Here is a 16,214-nt window from a genome sequence, read left to right on the forward strand (position 1 = left end):
GTCCTTTTCAAAGGCTCAGTCAAACGTCTCGGGCTCGTCCCGGTTCAGGTCTCGCACGGCAACGGCAGTCTCCTGCGCCTTGCTGAGCGTCCACCGGACGCGGGTGGCATATCCCATCGCCCGCCCGGATAAAACGATCTGCTTTGCCGCACGCGGCTTCAAGCGGGTCTTTTCCAGGAAAACGCTTGGTTCCAGCCGCAACTGGCAGCTGCCGTCATGACGGAACACCCAGATTTCCCCGCTCTTGAGCGCCATGGATACTGCCGTGCCGCCCAAGTCAAGGGCTGCGTCGACCTCCGGGTGCAGGTGCAGGCGGATATCAAAGCCGATGGCGCCATCCGGACTGGCATCCCGCACCTTGGCGAACTGGCGCTTGGCGGAATCGTCCAAGGCCACCAGCATGTCCTCGCCGCTGAGGCCGCGCCCGTCAAAGGACAATTCCAGCGTGCGGGCATGGGTCAGGCCGAAATGCGCCGCATAGCCGTTGTGCCCGCCCTGAAACCGCAGTCCTTCCGCCAAATCGCTCAACTCCAGCGGTACGTCGTCAGGCGCTTCGATCAGTTCCTCATGGCCCGTGGTCTTGTGCGGCGGCGCCAGCCGGGCACTGGAATGGCCCTCAATGCAAAGTGTCGTATGCGAGGGCGTGGCCCGCCCGGCCCGGCGCCACTCAACGCCAAAGGTTTCACCAGAGCCGCAATTCACGATCAGCGGCCGCCGCCCCGAGGTCAGCTCGAATGCCAGGGTCGATGCGTGACCGTTATAGGATGCCTTGCCCTTGGGCGGGGCGGAGGCATCCACGATCACCGAAGTGCGCCGCGCCGACAACCGGGCAAAGCCCATCGCCAGACCATTGGAATGGCGTTCCGCCACATGGCTGGCAGCCAGCGCATGATCCAGCCGCCCCTCCAGCCCGCGGCCGCCGCCGTGAAACCGCGCCAGCCCGCCGTCGCTATGACGCAGCGTGCGCAGGGTGGGAGCGATCCGTTCGATGGCGGCGACATGAGCATGCGGCACCATGCGGCCGGCCTCATGCAGGGCCGCGGCGGCCCAAGTCAGAAGGGTAAACACCTCCAGAAGCTCTTCCGGATTGCGGGTCGGCAATCCGCCCTGCCCGTCGATTTGAGTCTCACATTCAGCCGCCAGCGCCCTGACAGCCGGGTCTGCCAGCTCCTCGCGCCCCTGCAAGGAAAGGCCCGCATAGATCAGGCCGCACAGGGCCTCAAACCGCGGCAGGCCCGGCGCTGCGCCTCGCCAGCGATGCGCAAGATACCAGGTCTGCCTCGCCAAGGAGCCATAGAAGGCCTCGGTTTGGTCCTTGTCCTTGCCACTCAGCAGGAACAGCGCGTGGTTGATCCAGCGGATCACCCGCCGCCCGGTCAGATCGGGCAGCCAGGCCAGGCCGCCGCCCCGCCCGTGCTGCGCGATCCAGCCCCAGACCCATTTCTGCGCCTTGGCACGTGCCTTGAAATCACCAACTGCAGCCAGATCGTCGAGCCAAGCAAACCCGTGCCGCTCCGCATCAAAAGCAGCGTCCGGCGCAGCAACCTCCCACAGGCCGGTATCAGGCGATTCGACCAGATAGCCGGCAAACAGAAGGTTGCCTGCCACCAGTTGCCGTCCGCGGGCGAAACTGCCGATGGTGCGCGGTTCAGGCTGCGAGACAAAGCCGGTCGCGGCAGGCTGGCTGCGGGCCCGCCAGGCGTAATACCGGTTCAGCAGCCGGGTGCCGCGGCCTGCCATTCTGTCGTAAGTGGACATGCTCTTTTTGCCTCACGCCGGGTTTGCCAGGGCGTTTTGGCGGGAGCATAGCGCGGGGTGCAGCTCAAGTCACCGGCGAATGCCCCGCACGCCCAGCGGTCAAGCGGTTTTGCGCAAAAGGGCCATGTAGAAGCCGTCCATGCCGCCGCGCTCTGGCCAGTAATCCGGGCGCAGGCGCAGGCCGCCCTCTTCGGTGATCCAGTCTGCCTCCACGCCGGGCACTTTCAGCGCATCGCGGTCTGCCGCCATGTCCGGGAACATGTCCAGCGCTTCCTCAACCTGACATTCGCCCTCGTCCGGCAGCAAGGAGCAGGTGCAGTACATCAGCCGCCCGCCGGGTTTCACCAAGGTCCAGGCGTGCGCCAGCATCTGCGCCTGCAGCTCAATCAGCGCACCGAACTCGCTGCCGTCCTTGGCCTGCGGCAAGTCAGGGTGGCGCCGGATGGTGCCAGTGGCGGAACAGGGTGCGTCCAGCAAAACCGCGTCATACTGGCCGTTCTGCTCCAGCGCGTCGCCGACCACCAAGCCGGCCACCAGCCCGGTGCGCTCCAGGTTCTCCCTCAACCGCGCCACGCGGCTCTCCGAGACATCCACTGCCGTCACGCTGGCCCCGGCAGCGGCCATCTGCATGGTCTTGCCGCCAGGTGCCGCACACAGATCCAGGGCCTGCTCCCCCGGCTGCGCATTCAGGATGAGCGCGGGCAGCGCGGCAGCGGCATCCTGCACCCACCAGTCGCCAGCCTGGTAGCCCGGCAGCGCCGACACCTGCCCCGCGCCGGAGATCCGCAGCGAACCGGTGGGCAGCGGCACCCCGCCGAGCGCCTGCAAGTCCACGCCCGGCTTGCCGGTGATATCCAGCGGCGCGCCGGCATAATGCGCGGCCTCCATGCCCAGAACCGCCTCGGCGCCCCAGGCCTGGACCAGCGGTTTGCGCAGCCAGTTCGGCAGGCGCGGAATACGCAGTTTGGCCCATTCCGCCGGCCCCTCCTCCGCCACCTTGCGCAGCACCGCGTTGACCAGCCCCTTCAACTGCCCGTGGTGGCGGTGTTTTGAGACAATCGCCACCATCGCATTGACCACCCCATGCGCAGCGCCGCCCGAGCACAGCTCCACCGTGCCCAGCCGCAGCGCGTTCATGACCATCAGCGGCGGTGCCTTCTTCAGGTGCTTCTTCAGGATCCGGTCGGCACGCTCCAGGCTGCGCAGGGTTTCCACGGCCAGCCGCTGCGCCCGCGCGCGGTCTTCCGGTGCCAGCTTCTCCAGCGCCCCGGCAGCATAGCACTCCGCAAGGAGCCGCCCCTCTCCCAGCACCTGATCCAGCAGGTAGACCGCAGTGCGGCGGGCATGATCGGCATCGGACATCTGGCAACTCCTTGGGGCACGGCTTGTCCGCGCGGGACAGGGGCGTATATCATGGGCGCAGCATAAAGGAACCCGCGATGAGCGAAGAGACCGCACCCGAGAAAAAAGACCTGCCGCCTGCTGCCGTGCGCGCCCTGGCCGAGGCAGAGGAACGCCGCAAGGCTGCTGAAGCGCAGGAGCCGCGCCCCAAGGAGCTGGGCGGCCGCGACGGCCCCGACCCGGCGCGCTATGGCGATTGGGAGAAAAAGGGCATCGCCATCGACTTTTAAGGTGCGCCGCGGGGGCCAGCCCCCGCACCCCCGGAGTATTTCCGGAAAGATGAAATGAATTGCCGTTCTTTCATCTTTCTTCAAATACTCATACCCCGCTGCCCGCCAGGCAGCTCTGCCACCGGGAGGGGAGGCGGCGGCCCGTCAGGGCCGCCTGTCAGACTTCATAGTCCCAGCACGTCCACCATATCGTACTGCCCCGGCCCCTTGTCCTGGCCCCACAGCGCAGCCTTCAGCGCGCCGCGGGCAAAGATCGCGCGGTCGGTCGCCAGGTGGCGCAGCACGATCCGCTCACCCGCCGCTGCAAACAGCACGTCATGCTCGCCCACGATGTCGCCGCCGCGGATGGCGGTGAAACCGATGTCGCCGCGCTTGCGGGCGCCGGTGATACCGTCGCGGCCGGAATCACGCACATCCGCCAGCTTGACGCCGCGGCCCTCAGCGGCAGCTTCCCCCAGCATCAGCGCGGTGCCGGAGGGCGCATCCACCTTGTGGTGGTGATGCGCCTCGATCACCTCAATGTCGAAATCCTCGTCCAGCGCGGCGGCAACTTTTTTGGTCAGCTGCACCAGCAGGTTCACCCCTAGGCTCATGTTACCCGCGCGGATGATCACCGCGTGGCGCGACGCCGGTTCCAGCTGGGCAATCTGCTCATCCGTCATCCCGGTGGTGCCGATCACATGCACCGCGCGGGCCTGCGCCGCCAGCTTGGAAAAGGCCAGCGTCGCCTCCGGCGCGGTGAAGTCGATCACCGCCTGCGCCTTGGAAAACGCCTCCAGCGCGTCTGCAGTCACCGTAACACCGGCTGGCGCGCCGCCCATCATTTCGCCCACGTCGCGGCCGACCCAGGCGTGGCCTTCGCGTTCAACGGCTGCAACAAGCGTGGCCTTATCGCTCTCCAGCACGGTCCTGATCAGCATCTGCCCCATGCGGCCCGATGCGCCGGTAATCACGATCCCAGGTTTGTGAGTCATTGGCCAATTCCCTTGTTCATGCCGGATTTGTCCTACAGTGCCGGGCAGCGCTTGGCAAAGCCCGCAATCCGGCATAGATCGGAATCATGGCAAAGAACAAATTCCACGATGGCCCCGGCCCGTCCCAGCGCCAGCTTCGCGTCGGCGAACTGATCCGCCGCACCCTGTCTGAGGTGCTGGCGCGCGGCGACGTGCATGACCCGGACCTGAACCGCATGTCGATCACCGTGGGCGAGGTGCGCACCTCCCCCGATTTGAAAATCGCCACCGCCTTTGTGCTGCCCCTGGGCGGCAAGGGGCAGGAGGATGTGCTGAAGCTTCTGGCCCGCAACAAGAGCGAGCTGCGCCGCATGGTCGGCAAGAAGCTGGGGCTGAAATTCACACCTGATCTGCGCTTCCGTCTGGATGAAACCTTCGACCAGATGGATGATACCCGCCGGATGCTGAGCCAGGACGCGGTGCGCCGCGACGTGGAAGAGTGATCCGCAGGGCTGCCTTGCTGCTGGCCGCGCTCTGGACCGCCCCGGCGGCTGGTGCGGTTGACTGCAGCGATGTGGCCTATGAGGGCAACCGGTACTCGATCTGCGAAGTTGACGCCGCGCAGGAACAGCTGAGGCTGTTCCTGAAGGATGGCGAGGGCCAGGTCTACGGGCATTTCTCCACCCTGGAGGAAGCGCTGGCAAAGGACGGCAAGACGTTGGCCTTTGCGACCAATGCCGGCATGTATCACACAGACCGCTCCCCCGTCGGGCTGTACGTCGATGAGGACGGCGAAGAGATGCGGCTGGTGACCAACGCCGGTCCCGGCAACTTCGGCCTGCTGCCGAATGGCGTGCTGTGCATCCGGGGCAGCCGGGCGGATGTGTTTGAAACCCTTGCGTTCGAGAAAGCCGCCCCCGGCTGCACCTATGCCACCCAGTCCGGACCAATGCTGGTGATCGATGGCGACCTGCACCCGCGCTTCCTGCCCGATTCGGACAGCTATTACATCCGCAACGGTGTTGGCACTTCGGCGGATGGCAAGCGCGCGGTCTTTGCAATCTCGCGCAATGCGGTGACCTTCCATGAGTTCGGCAGCCTGTTCCGCGAATATCTGAAGTTGCCGAATGCGCTCTACTTCGACGGCAACATCTCGCGCTTGCACGCACCGCAGCTGGGCCGAAGCGACGCGGGCTTTATGATGGGGCCGGTTGCCGCCGTGGTCGAGGACGCCGGACCGAGCGAGTAGCCGCCCGCTCAGCCAGCGCGTTTGCGCATCTGCCGCACCATCGGCACAGTGTAAATCACCAGCGCCGCCCAGATCATCGGGAAGGCGATCATCCTGGCTTGGCCGAATTCCTCGCCGAACAGCAGCACCGCGGCCAGCATGATCATCGTCGGTGCGATATACTGCAGGATACCCATCGTCGACAGCCGCACCAGCTTGGCACCGTTTGCATAGACGATCAGCGGCACCGCCGTGACCACACCGCAGCCAAGCAGCAGTGAAGTATCGCTCAGCGAGCCGCCAAAGCTGCTGCTGCCGGTGGCGGTCAGATAGGCGAAATAGCCCAAGGCAGGCGCCAGCAGAATCAGCACCTCCAGCAGGAACCCCTGGTTGGGTCCGATCGGCAGCGACTTCTTGAAGAACGCGTAAAAGCCCCAAGTCAGCGTCAGGCCGACCGCTACCCAAGGCACCCGGCCCGCTTCCAGTGTCAGCACCACCACCGCCGCGGCAGCGAGCGCAACGGCCGCCATCTGCGCCTTGCCGAGCGGCTCGCGCAGCAGGATGGCGCCAAGCGCAATGCTGAACAGCGGGTTTATGTAATAGCCAAGCGCGGCATCCAGTGCCCGGCCGCCCGCAATCGACCAGACATAAATCCCCCAGTTCAACGAAATCAGCGCTGCGGTGATGCAGGCCATGCCCAGCATCCGGGGATTCTTGAGTGCGGCCTGCAGGTCCTTGGTGCGGCGCAGGACGATCAGCAGCGCGCCCGCCACCGGCACCGACCAGATGACCCGGTGCGCGACAACCTCTGCCGCGGGAATATGGGACAGCGCCTTCATGTACAGCGGCAGGAACCCCCACAGCAGATAGGCGGTGACGGCAAAGGCCAGCCCACGGGGCGTATCCAGGGTCTCGGTGAATTGAGTTGTCATGCGGCGCTCCTGTTCAGGGCGCACTTATCGCTGATTTTCAGCCGGAGGAAACTTTGTTTTCCGTGATACCGGGTATTCAGCCCCGTTATGGGCTGCCTCCCTGCGGCGCAAGAAAAAACGGCTCCGGAAACCGGAGCCGCAAGTCAATCATTTGGGGTGCGGGTGCGCGTCAGGCTTCCAGCGACCGGCGCAGCATCTCCACGTCTTCGGCGATCTGGCCGTCGGTCAGCTTCAGCTCCTCAATGCGCTTGACGCCGTGCATCACGGTGGTGTGGTCGCGCCCGCCAAAGCGGCGGCCGATCTCGGGCAGAGAGCGGCTGGTCAGCTGCTTGCAGAGATACATCGCCACCTGGCGCGGGCGCGCGTAGGAACGCAGGCGCTTGGGGCCGATGATGTCTGACATCCGGATGTTGTAATACTCGGAGACCTTGCGCTGGATCTCCTCGACGGTGATCTTGCGCTCGGACGCGCGCAGCACGTCTGCCAGGCAGTCCTGGGTCAGATCCATGTCGATCTCGCGGCCGACCAGGGACGCGAAGGCGAACAGCCGGGTCAGGGCGCCTTCGAGCACGCGCACGTTGGTCGAAATCCGGTGTGCGAGGAACTCCAGCACACCATCGGCGATGCGCAGGTCCGGATAGGTCTCGCGCTGCTGCTGCACCTTGGTCTGCAGGATGCCAAGACGCAATTCGTAGTCGGTCGGATGCAGGTCCACCACCAGGCCGCACTGCAGACGGGATTTCACCCGGTCTTCCAGATCCTTGATCTCCCCTGGGGCGCGGTCGGCAGAGATGATGATCTGCTTGTTCTGGTCCACCAGCGCGTTGAAGGTGTGGAAGAACTCCTCCTGGGTGGAGTCCTTTCCGGCGATGAACTGGACGTCATCCACCATCAGCACGTCGACCGAGCGGAAAAGGTGCTTGAAGTCCATCATCTTGCGTTCGCGCAGGGCCTGCACGAAGCGGTACATGAACTGTTCCGCGGACAGATACAGCACGTTCAGATGCGGGTTCTTTTCTTTCAGTTCCCAAGCGATGGCGTGCATCAGGTGGGTTTTGCCCAGACCCACGCCGCCATACAGAACCAGCGGGTTGAAGGTGACCGGGCCGCCCTCGCCGACGCGGCGCGCAGCGGCATGGGCCAGTTCGTTCGGCTTGCCGACCACAAAGCTGTCGAAGGTGAACCGCGGATCCAGCGGCGCGGCCTGCAGCGCCTCCAGCGTGTCCCTTCCTGCCGCCGCCGCCGGTGCGGTCATGACCGCCAGATCATCCTGCGCGCCGCCAAAAGACCCCGCTGCAACGGCCGGTTCCGCCGGGCGCGCCGGGCTGTTTGCCGCAACCCGGAACGCCAGCCGCTGCACCGGCTCGCCGGACATGGTCAGCTCATGCAGGATAAGATCTGCAAAGTTCTGGCTGACGTAATTTCCCATGAAATTCGTCGGCACTTTGAAGACGGCTACCCCACCGTCGACGGTATCGAATTCCAGAGGTTCGATCCAAGTGGTGAAGTTGTTCTGGCCAACCGTCTTCAACAGCCGGTTCCTGAGCTGTCCCCATTTTTCTTCTGTCATGCTGCGCCTCACGCGTCCCCAAAAAGCAGCGGCCCCTTGGCCGGGCCAAATCCATCGTACCCCCAACCACCCGGGGGGCGTTCACGCACAGGGTTTCTGTGTACGGACCATTGCTGGCCGCATCGCCCGAAGGCTGAACGTTCGTCTGGCAACGGCAAACCCCGCCGCATAAAGCGGGCTATCTGCCGTCACGAACAGTATCGCACACAATTGAGACAAGGCTGCTGACCTTAACGATACAGCAGTAGCTCCCGGACAGAGTCAGGCACGTGCGTGCCGTCTGTTCCGGGCAACCTGGCAACCTTGATGCCCGTCAAGATTGCCGCAAGCAGCCTGTCCCCCCAGCGAGTGAATCGCTGACACAGTGGTAGCAATTTGAGGGGGTCAGCAGCAACGAAACTATGATGTTGACTCTGCCTTTGCCCGCAAAGAATCTCCCGCATCCGCGGCAATCAGCCAAGGCTTTGCCCAAAAAACAAGGCGCTGCAATTTGCAGCGCCCTGACAACTTTTCAACAGCTCGTGAGCCTGCTCAGCAGAGCGAATCTCAGCCCAGTGCCTTCACGCGTGCGGACAGGCGCGAGATTTTCCGGGAAACGGTGTTTTTGTGGTACACACCTTTGGTGACGCCGCGCATCAGTTCGGGCTGAGCTGCGCGCAGAGCGGCGGTTGCAGCTTCTTTGTCGCCGGAAGCGATGGCTTCTTCAACTTTACGCAGGAAGGTGCGGATGCGCGAACGACGGGCTTTGTTGACGGCAAAGCGCTTCTCGTTCTGACGTGCGCGCTTCTTGGCCTGGGGCGAATTTGCCATGATGTCTGACCTTATCTTCGGGTTCTGTTTCTATCGGACGCAATGCCAGCCAAACCCGGGTCGGACCACCGGTGTGATTCTAGCCTGAGCGGGCTGCACGCGCATGTATGAGGGCGGCGTTTATCCAACTCTGTGCAGAATTGCAAGGGCACCGGCCCGGAAGGCAAAACGGCGGGCCATCCAGCCCGCCGCTCTTAGGGGTATTCCGGCGCTTACTTGTCGCGGAACTGCGCTTCGCGCTTTTCCAGGAAGGCCGCCATGCCTTCCTTCTGGTCTTCTGTCGCGAACATCGAGTGGAACACCCGGCGCTCGAACAACAGGCCTTCGCTCAGCGGCAGCTCGTAAGAGCGGTTCACCGCTTCCTTGACGGCCATCGCGGTCAGCAGAGATTTCTCCGCGATCTTCTGCGCCGCGGCAGTCGCTTCCTCGATCAGCTTCTTGGCCGGCACCACGCGCGACACCAGGCCCGCGCGTTCGGCTTCCTCGGCGTTCATGAAGCGGCCGGTCAGGTTCATGTCCATCGACTTGGACTTGCCTACGAACCGGGTCAGGCGCTGGGTGCCGCCGATGCCTGCCACAACACCCAGGTTGATCTCCGGCTGGCCGAATTTGGCGGTTTCCGCGGCGATGATGAAATCGCACAGCATCGCCAGCTCGCAACCGCCGCCCAGCGCATACCCCGCCACCGCCGCGATGATCGGCTTGCGGATGGCCGAAATGCGGTCGTTGGCATCGGCAAACAGGTTGGTGGAAAACACCTCGGTAAAGCTCATCTCCGACATCTCCTTGATGTCGGCACCGGCGGCAAAGGCCTTTTCCGAGCCGGTCAGCACGATGCAGCGCACCTTGTCGCTGGCATCGGCCTCTTCCAGAGCATCGCAAAGCTCGCCAATGAGCTCCCTGTTGAGCGCGTTCATCGCCTCCGGGCGGTTCAGTTTAATGAGGCAAACGTGGTCCTGCACATCGACGTTGATCGTCTCGTAGGCCATGATTTCTCTTTCGGTTGTTCCGTTCAGATCCGAGTCCTTACCAAAAGGGTCCCTCTGATCAAGCTATCTTTGGCACTTTACACAGTAGAAGGTGGAGCGTCCCGATTGGGTGATTCTGGCAATTGACCCTGCGCAACCTTCCCGCCGGCAGGGTTCGCCCTCGCGCCCGTAGGCATCAAAACTGTGCTGAAAATATCCAAGCTCGCCAGAGGCTTGCCGAAAATCCTTGAGCGAAGAACCACCTGCTCTAATGGCGTCCTCCAGCACTTGCCGGATGATTGGCACCAGCGCCGCCACCCGATGCGCGGCAATCTGCCCGGCCTTGCGGCGTGGCGAAATTCCCGCACGGAAGAGCGCTTCGCAGACATAGATGTTACCAAGGCCCGCGATGATTCCCTGATCCAGTAATGCCGATTTGACCGGCGTGTTGCGCCCTTTGAAAGCGGCGATCAGGTGATCCTCGTGGAAGTCATTGCCCAAGGGTTCCGGCCCCAGCACCGACAGCAGCTTGTGAGAATCCGCAGCCGCAGTCTCCAGCAGATCCATCGCTCCGAACCGGCGCGGATCGTTGAAGGTGATACGGGCGCCATTGTCCATGTCCAGCACCACATGGTCATGTTTCTCTGCCTGCGGATGCTCATGCACGAACCGCCCCAGCGGATCCCCGGAGACCGTCATCCGCCCCGACATGCCCAGGTGGATCAGCAGAGTTTCGTCCGTATCCAGATCTGCCAGAATGTATTTCGACCGCCGCCTGAGGGCATTGACCCGCGCGCCCGTAAGCCGCTGTGCCATCGCTGGCGGAAACGGCCAGCGCAGATCCGGGCGGTTCACGGCAGCCTTCACAATGACCGCGCCCTCCATCGCAGGCGCCAAACCGCGTTTCACTGTCTCGACCTCGGGCAATTCTGGCATTACACCCCTCCTGAACCAACGGGCCGCATTGTGCCTGCCCCACAGCGCCTTATAACAAGGGCCAAACTCAGCAAACGGCAAGTGGCATGAGCAACACCAGCGACAACACCACCCATTTCGGGTTCGAAACCGTCCGCGAGGAGGAAAAGGCCGGCCGTGTGCAGGGGGTCTTCAACTCGGTCGCCTCGAAATACGACATCATGAACGATGTGATGAGCGTCGGCATCCACCGGGTCTGGAAGGACGCGATGATGGACTGGCTGGCGCCGCGCCCGGGCCAGCGGCTCTTGGATGTCGCCGGCGGCACCGGCGACATTTCGTTCCGCTTCCTGAAACGCGCGGGCCACGGCCATTCCACCGTGCTCGACCTCACCCGCCCGATGCTGGAGGAGGGCCGCAAGCGCGCCGAGGCTGAGCAGATGGCCGGCAGCCTCGACTGGGTCACAGGCGATGCGATGAAGCTGCCGTTCAAGGACAATACCTTCGACGTCTACACCATCTCCTTTGGAATCCGGAATGTGACGCGGCCGCAGGAGGCGCTGAACGAGGCCTACCGGGTGCTGCGTCCCGGCGGGCGCCTGATGGTGCTGGAGTTTTCGCAGCTGCCGAACGACGGGCTGCAAAAGCTTTATGATCTCTACTCCTTCAACGTGATCCCGCGGATGGGGCAGATGATTGCAGGCGATTACGACAGCTACCAGTATCTGGTGGAGTCGATCCGCAACTTCCCGGATCAGGAGACCTTCCTCGGCATGGTGAAACAGGCGGGCTTTGAGAACGCGAAATACCGCAACCTGTCGATGGGCATCGCCTGCCTGCATTCCGGCTGGAAGATCTGACTCATGCGCGGCCCTCATAATATCCTGCGCCTGATCCGGACAGGCGCCACTTTCGAGCGCACCGGCGCCATGCATTCGGTGCTGGAGGCGTTTGAAGCGCCCAAACCCCTGCGCATCCTGGCACGCACCCTGGGCTGGCCGTTCAAGTGGCTGGGCTATAAAGGCGATCCTGCGATGCCGCCGGAAACCCGGGCGCTGAACGCGTTGGGGCCTGCATACATCAAGTTCGGACAGGTGCTTTCGACCCGACCCGACGTGGTGGGCAAGGATCTGGCCAACCAGCTGCGCGTGCTGCAGGACAAGCTGCCGCCGTTCTCGCGCGCCCAGGCACTGGCCGAGGTGGAAAAGGAACTGGGCCGCCCGGCCTCGGAGATCTTCTCCGATTTCAGTGATCCGGTCGCCGCCGCCTCCATCGCGCAGGTGCACCGGGCGACGCTGGCCGAAACCGGCGAGGATGTCGCCGTCAAGGTACTGCGCCCCGGGATCGAGCGCGCCTTCAACCGCGATGTAGACGCCTTCTACTTCGCAGCCCGCATCGTGGACCTGTTCGCCCCAAGCGCCCGCCGCCTGAAGCCGATGGACGTGATTGAGCATTTCGACGGCGTGGTTCAGGGTGAACTAGACCTGCGGCTGGAAAGCGCCGCCGCCTCGGAGTTTGCTGCCAACACCGCCAAGGACGAGGGCTTTCAGCTGCCGGAAATCCGCTGGGCTTATTCCGCCCGCCGGGTGATGACCATGGGCTGGGCCGACGGCATCCCGCTGGGCGATAATGACGCGCTGGACGCGGCAGGCCACGACCGCAGGCTGCTGGCCAACCGGGTGCTGTCGCTGTTCCTGCGCCACGCGCTGCGGGACGGCTATTTCCATGCCGACATGCATCAAGGCAATCTCAAGGTCGCCGCCAACGGTGATATCATCGCCTATGACTTCGGCATCATGGGCCATATCGACGAATACACCCGCCGGGTTTATGCAGAAATCCTCTACGGCTTCATCAAACGCGACTACAAACGTGTGGCCGAGGTGCATTTCGAGGCAGGCTATGTGCCCGCCAACCGTGACGTGGATGAATTCGCCCGTGCCCTGCGCGCGGTGGGCGAGCCGATATTCGGCATGGACGCTTCGCAGATTTCGATGGGCCGTCTGCTGAACTACCTGTTCGAAGTCACCGAACGCTTCGGCATGGAAACCCGCACAGAGCTGATCCTGCTGCAGCGCACAATGGTGGTGGTCGAGGGCGTTGCCCGCTCGCTGGATCCGCATATCAACATCTGGGAAGCGGCCCGGCCGGTGGTCGAGGACTACATCAAGAAATCCATCGGCCCCCGCGCCGTCGCCTCCGACCTGCTGGAGACCGCAAAGGTGATGGCCCGCTTCGGCCCGCGCCTGCCTGCGCTGGTGGAGCAGGCGCTGATTGCCCAGGCGGCGCAGAACGGTGCCCAGAACCGCAGCACCGGCAACTGGATTGCCCCAGCCGCTCTGGGCGCTGCCGGCGGCGCCGCCTTCTTTGCGGCCGTCGCCCTGCTGATCTGAGATCCGCCACCAGCAGCGGCAGCGGCAGTGCCCTTCTTTCTGTTCGGGAATACCCTGGGGGGGAATAGGCCGCAGGCCCACGGGGGCAGCCCCGTCTCCCCCGGGCGGCTGATTCTGCCGGGATACAACGGGCGGGCCGCTCGGCCCGACCCGCTCCCATGTGCGGTTTTTCGCATACAGCGCAGCCTGAATACAGCCGAACAACGCGTTCTACTACAGGTTGATTTTCATTCATTTCCAGAGTGTTGACTACAGCCCAAACGGGCAGCATGATGGCCGCAGGCTCGGACTGGCCGCTTCTTCCGATATCGCGGTATTGCCGGGGGAAGTCTGGATCAGATCGTTCCTGAAGGAGATACTTGCGGCCAAATGCCAGATTATGGGTTTGCCCGCACCAACAACGGAACCGGGTCATGAGGCATCCGCGGAAAGCCCTGCATTTCAAAAGTGAAAGTTTGATGCCTTGCCTGATGCGGGAACATCTTCGGGAGTTTGATTCCGGCGTTGTCCTCGCCGGAGGCAGGCGCCAGGGCACCGGGGCCCCCGCAAGCGCGCATAACCCGTTCTGCAAAATGGCGCTCGGGTCTGTCAGGGGCTTCCATGGTAGCGCGATTGTCATAAAGCCAGTCTTTAACGGGCTTGCCTTCAATCCGGCAAATAACGGCCAGTCACTTAATTTTATTGATGAATTCCGCAGTGCAGCCCAACCCACTCAAATTCCCCGCGCGGGTCCGTGTGCGGCAGAAAACAGCTATAAGACGTTTGGAGAAACATTTACGGATGGAAGACCTCAACCAGGCTAGCAGTGCCGGAAAATCAGAATCTCAGCCCGAGAAGTCCGACGCGCGGGAGAAGGCCCGCAGCCAGGGGTTTCGGGTTGCAGGCATCGCGGCTTCTGCCGGAGGTCTGGAAGCGGTTTCCCTCCTAGTGCGAAACCTTCCCCGCTCCGCCAATGCGATCTATGTGATCGCCCAGCACATGTCGCCGACCCATAAAAGCGTGCTGACGTCGCTAATCGCGCAGGAAACCTCGCTGCCAGTTGTGGAACTGGGCCGTGTCACCGAACCCGAGGCCGGTACGATCTATGTCACACCGCCCGACACCGATGTGGTGTACGAAGGCGGTCAACTACGATTGCGTACCCCCGCGGGCCACCCGGCAACGCCGAAGCCGTCGGCCGACCGGCTGTTCAAAAGCCTCGCCGAAGAATGCGGCGAAAACTGCATCGGCATCGTGCTGTCGGGAACCGGGAGCGATGGCAGCTACGGTGTGCAGTCGATCCGCGAGGCCGGCGGCATCACCCTTGCCCAGGATCCCGGCACGGCGAAATATGACGGCATGCCAACCTCAGCGATTGAAACCGGCTGCATCGACCTGACGCTGACACCGGAACAAATTGGCGAGCACTTCGAGAAAATCCTGGCCAAGCCGCGCGACCTGGAACTGCTGCGCCCGGTCGCGGGTGAACCCAGCAAGCTGACCGAGCTGTTTGGCATCCTGCTGGCCCGCACCCAGGTCGATTTTGCCAACTACAAGGAGAACACCCTGAACCGCCGCATTGCCCGGCGGATGTCGGCATTGGGAATCGACGACTACGAGAAATACGTCGACTACTGCCGGTCCAGCGTTGACGAAGTGGACGCGCTTCACCGCGACCTGCTTATTTCCGTCACCCGTTTTTTCCGCGACCCGGAACAATTCCGCAAGCTCCACGAGCAGCTGGAAAGGCAGCTGGCAGAACGCGGGCCTGGGCCGGTCCGGGTTTGGGTGGTCGGCTGCGCCACCGGCGAAGAGGCTTATTCCATTGCAATCCTGATCGCAGAGATCCTTGGCGGCATTCACGCCCTGACAAAAAGCAACGTGCAGATCTTTGCCACCGACATTGACCAGAACGCCATCGAAGTAGCGCGAAAAGGAATCTACCCGGTTTCCGCGGCGCAGGACATTCCGCTCAATTACCTGTCAGACTATTTCGTGGTCGGCGAAAGCGACATCACGGTCCGTCAGGAATTGCGCAATGTCACGCTGTTTTCTCGGCACAATGTTTTTCAGGACCCGCCCTTTATCAACGTCAACCTCGTCACAATCCGCAACGTGCTGATATACTTCAACCTTGCCTTGCAGGAGCGGGTCCTGACCAGGCTGCACTATTCCATGGCGACGGGCGGCCTGCTGTTTCTCGGCACTTCGGAGACCGTCGGCGAAATGGGTATCTACTTCGAGGCCCGCCAGGGATCCGACAAAATCTTCGGCAAGCGGCGCGGGATTTCCGGGGAATTGTCCGTCTCCTCCAGAACGCAGGGCAATGGCTATCTGCGGTCCCTCAACCTACGCAAATCTGCCGAAAGGGCGGCAGCTGAACAGGCTGCGCAGGCAGACCTGTCACTGGCCCGTGCCGTTGCCCCCAACGGCATTATCTGCACCCGCAACGGCGATATTATCGAAGTGCTGGGCGACATCAGTGTCTACAGCGAAATCCGGGCCGGCATGTCGACCTCGCTCAACGTAAAAATGCTGATCGAACCGCTGCGCACTGAGGCCTCCAGCCTGATCGCTGTCGCGCTCCGCAACGAGCAACGCCGCGACGGCCGCTGGCACAACGTCTCCCTGCCCACCGGCAACCGCGCCCAGCTGCAGGCCTTTCCGTTCCACAGCCGTAACGGCGGCGAGGTGCATTGCCTGCTGGCGATCAACACCAAATTCGACGAGCAGAAGGAATACAGCTTCGAAGAAATTTCCGACCGCGACCAGCGCGAATATGTTCAGCGGATGGAGATGGAAATCCGCTCGACTCAAGAGGCGCTGCAGCAGACCATCGAGGAACTGCAGACCGCCAACGAAGAACTGCAATCCGCGAATGAAGAACTGCAGTCCACCAATGAGGAGTTCCAGGCCACCAATGAGGAGCTGGAAACCTCCAACGAGGAGCTGCAGTCCACAAACGAGGAATTGCTGACCGTCAACGAGGAGCTGCAGATCACCTCGGCAGAGCGCCAGGCGCTGTCCTCCGAGCTAGAGGCCATGCTGGACTCCTCTTGACCTGCCCCCCGCTGGTC

At 63.1% G+C, this 16,214-nt stretch carries 14 protein-coding genes; 6 read left to right on the forward strand and 8 right to left on the reverse strand.

The genetic code is table 11. The features are described 5' to 3' along the window. Window positions 1-15: 15 nt before the first annotated feature. Window positions 16-1,758: a heparinase II/III family protein gene (locus tag B2P87_RS19360; protein WP_141891555.1), complete on the reverse strand. Its 1,743-nt coding sequence runs from the start codon at window positions 1,756-1,758 to the stop codon at window positions 16-18. A 99-nt stretch (window positions 1,759-1,857) separates the two neighbouring features. Further along, window positions 1,858-3,120: an RsmB/NOP family class I SAM-dependent RNA methyltransferase gene (locus B2P87_RS19365; protein WP_141891556.1), complete on the reverse strand. Its 1,263-nt coding sequence runs from the start codon at window positions 3,118-3,120 to the stop codon at window positions 1,858-1,860. 77 nt (window positions 3,121-3,197) lie between these two features. Between B2P87_RS19365 and B2P87_RS19370 the strand changes: the two genes are divergently transcribed. Next, window positions 3,198-3,389, forward strand: coding sequence for a DUF1674 domain-containing protein (locus B2P87_RS19370; RefSeq protein ID WP_008554612.1), 192 nt, complete (start codon window positions 3,198-3,200; stop codon window positions 3,387-3,389). 164 nt (window positions 3,390-3,553) lie between these two features. On the opposite strand, the gene dapB is transcribed toward B2P87_RS19370, so the two are convergent. Beyond that, window positions 3,554-4,363 (reverse strand): 4-hydroxy-tetrahydrodipicolinate reductase, encoded by an 810-nt coding sequence (gene dapB / locus B2P87_RS19375; RefSeq protein WP_058287547.1) that lies wholly within the window; start codon window positions 4,361-4,363, stop codon window positions 3,554-3,556. 86 nt (window positions 4,364-4,449) lie between these two features. On the opposite strand from dapB, the gene rbfA reads away from it, so the two are divergent. Continuing rightward, the gene (gene rbfA, locus B2P87_RS19380) at window positions 4,450-4,845 is read left to right on the forward strand and encodes a 30S ribosome-binding factor RbfA (RefSeq protein WP_027245073.1); all 396 of its coding nucleotides are present in this window, start codon (window positions 4,450-4,452) and stop codon (window positions 4,843-4,845) included. Then, window positions 4,842-5,591: a phosphodiester glycosidase family protein gene (locus B2P87_RS19385; protein ID WP_208764500.1), complete on the forward strand. Its 750-nt coding sequence runs from the start codon at window positions 4,842-4,844 to the stop codon at window positions 5,589-5,591. The genes rbfA and B2P87_RS19385 overlap by 4 nt, the downstream gene beginning before the upstream one ends. Before the next feature lie 8 nt (window positions 5,592-5,599). Here the strand turns inward: B2P87_RS19385 and rarD are convergent, their stop codons facing one another. The 5 genes from rarD to mutM form a co-directional block, all read right to left on the reverse strand. Then, complete coding sequence (gene rarD, locus B2P87_RS19390; RefSeq protein WP_141891557.1) at window positions 5,600-6,502, reverse strand: EamA family transporter RarD; 903 nt, start codon at window positions 6,500-6,502, stop codon at window positions 5,600-5,602. Window positions 6,503-6,671: 169 nt separating this feature from the next. Beyond that, the gene (gene dnaA, locus B2P87_RS19395) at window positions 6,672-8,072 is read right to left on the reverse strand and encodes a chromosomal replication initiator protein DnaA (RefSeq protein WP_058287544.1); all 1,401 of its coding nucleotides are present in this window, start codon (window positions 8,070-8,072) and stop codon (window positions 6,672-6,674) included. A gap of 546 nt (window positions 8,073-8,618) precedes the next feature. Next, window positions 8,619-8,882, reverse strand: a complete 264-nt coding sequence (gene rpsT, locus B2P87_RS19400) for a 30S ribosomal protein S20 (RefSeq protein ID WP_141891558.1) — start codon at window positions 8,880-8,882, stop codon at window positions 8,619-8,621. A gap of 212 nt (window positions 8,883-9,094) precedes the next feature. Then, window positions 9,095-9,871, reverse strand: a complete 777-nt coding sequence (locus B2P87_RS19405; RefSeq protein WP_027245077.1) for an enoyl-CoA hydratase — start codon at window positions 9,869-9,871, stop codon at window positions 9,095-9,097. 63 nt (window positions 9,872-9,934) lie between these two features. Next, window positions 9,935-10,786 carry a bifunctional DNA-formamidopyrimidine glycosylase/DNA-(apurinic or apyrimidinic site) lyase gene (mutM, locus tag B2P87_RS19410; RefSeq protein ID WP_141891559.1) on the reverse strand — a complete coding sequence of 284 codons (852 nt, stop codon included), beginning with the start codon at window positions 10,784-10,786 and terminating at the stop codon, window positions 9,935-9,937. Between the two features lie 86 nt (window positions 10,787-10,872). Here mutM and ubiE point away from each other — a divergent pair, with 86 nt between their 5' ends. From ubiE to B2P87_RS19425, 3 genes are all read left to right on the forward strand, one after another. Then, window positions 10,873-11,625, forward strand: a complete 753-nt coding sequence (ubiE, locus tag B2P87_RS19415; RefSeq protein ID WP_141891560.1) for a bifunctional demethylmenaquinone methyltransferase/2-methoxy-6-polyprenyl-1,4-benzoquinol methylase UbiE — start codon at window positions 10,873-10,875, stop codon at window positions 11,623-11,625. A 3-nt stretch (window positions 11,626-11,628) separates the two neighbouring features. Further along, complete coding sequence (ubiB, locus tag B2P87_RS19420; RefSeq protein WP_141891561.1) at window positions 11,629-13,158, forward strand: 2-polyprenylphenol 6-hydroxylase; 1,530 nt, start codon at window positions 11,629-11,631, stop codon at window positions 13,156-13,158. Between the two features lie 780 nt (window positions 13,159-13,938). Then, window positions 13,939-16,197 (forward strand): chemotaxis protein CheB, encoded by a 2,259-nt coding sequence (locus B2P87_RS19425; RefSeq protein ID WP_286853171.1) that lies wholly within the window; start codon window positions 13,939-13,941, stop codon window positions 16,195-16,197. Window positions 16,198-16,214: the final 17 nt, after the last annotated feature.

It is taken from the genome of Leisingera sp. UBA4491 (genome assembly GCF_002388965.1).
Lineage (GTDB): Bacteria > Pseudomonadota > Alphaproteobacteria > Rhodobacterales > Rhodobacteraceae > Leisingera > Leisingera aquaemixtae.

Bases quoted from the DNA above. Each gene is read 5' to 3' on its own strand.
- B2P87_RS19360 (WP_141891555.1), bottom strand. From the start codon at position 1,758: ATGTCCACTTACGACAGAATGGCAGGCCGCGGCACCCGGCTGCTGAAC.
- B2P87_RS19365 (WP_141891556.1), bottom strand. From the start codon at position 3,120: ATGTCCGATGCCGATCATGCCCGCCGCACTGCGGTCTACCTGCTGGAT.
- B2P87_RS19370 (WP_008554612.1), top strand. From the start codon at position 3,198: ATGAGCGAAGAGACCGCACCCGAGAAAAAAGACCTGCCGCCTGCTGCC.
- dapB (WP_058287547.1), bottom strand. From the start codon at position 4,363: ATGACTCACAAACCTGGGATCGTGATTACCGGCGCATCGGGCCGCATG.
- rbfA (WP_027245073.1), top strand. From the start codon at position 4,450: ATGGCAAAGAACAAATTCCACGATGGCCCCGGCCCGTCCCAGCGCCAG.
- rarD (WP_141891557.1), bottom strand. From the start codon at position 6,502: ATGACAACTCAATTCACCGAGACCCTGGATACGCCCCGTGGGCTGGCC.
- dnaA (WP_058287544.1), bottom strand. From the start codon at position 8,072: ATGACAGAAGAAAAATGGGGACAGCTCAGGAACCGGCTGTTGAAGACG.
- rpsT (WP_141891558.1), bottom strand. From the start codon at position 8,882: ATGGCAAATTCGCCCCAGGCCAAGAAGCGCGCACGTCAGAACGAGAAG.
- B2P87_RS19405 (WP_027245077.1), bottom strand. From the start codon at position 9,871: ATGGCCTACGAGACGATCAACGTCGATGTGCAGGACCACGTTTGCCTC.
- mutM (WP_141891559.1), bottom strand. From the start codon at position 10,786: ATGCCAGAATTGCCCGAGGTCGAGACAGTGAAACGCGGTTTGGCGCCT.
- ubiE (WP_141891560.1), top strand. From the start codon at position 10,873: ATGAGCAACACCAGCGACAACACCACCCATTTCGGGTTCGAAACCGTC.
- ubiB (WP_141891561.1), top strand. From the start codon at position 11,629: ATGCGCGGCCCTCATAATATCCTGCGCCTGATCCGGACAGGCGCCACT.
- B2P87_RS19425 (WP_286853171.1), top strand. From the start codon at position 13,939: ATGGAAGACCTCAACCAGGCTAGCAGTGCCGGAAAATCAGAATCTCAG.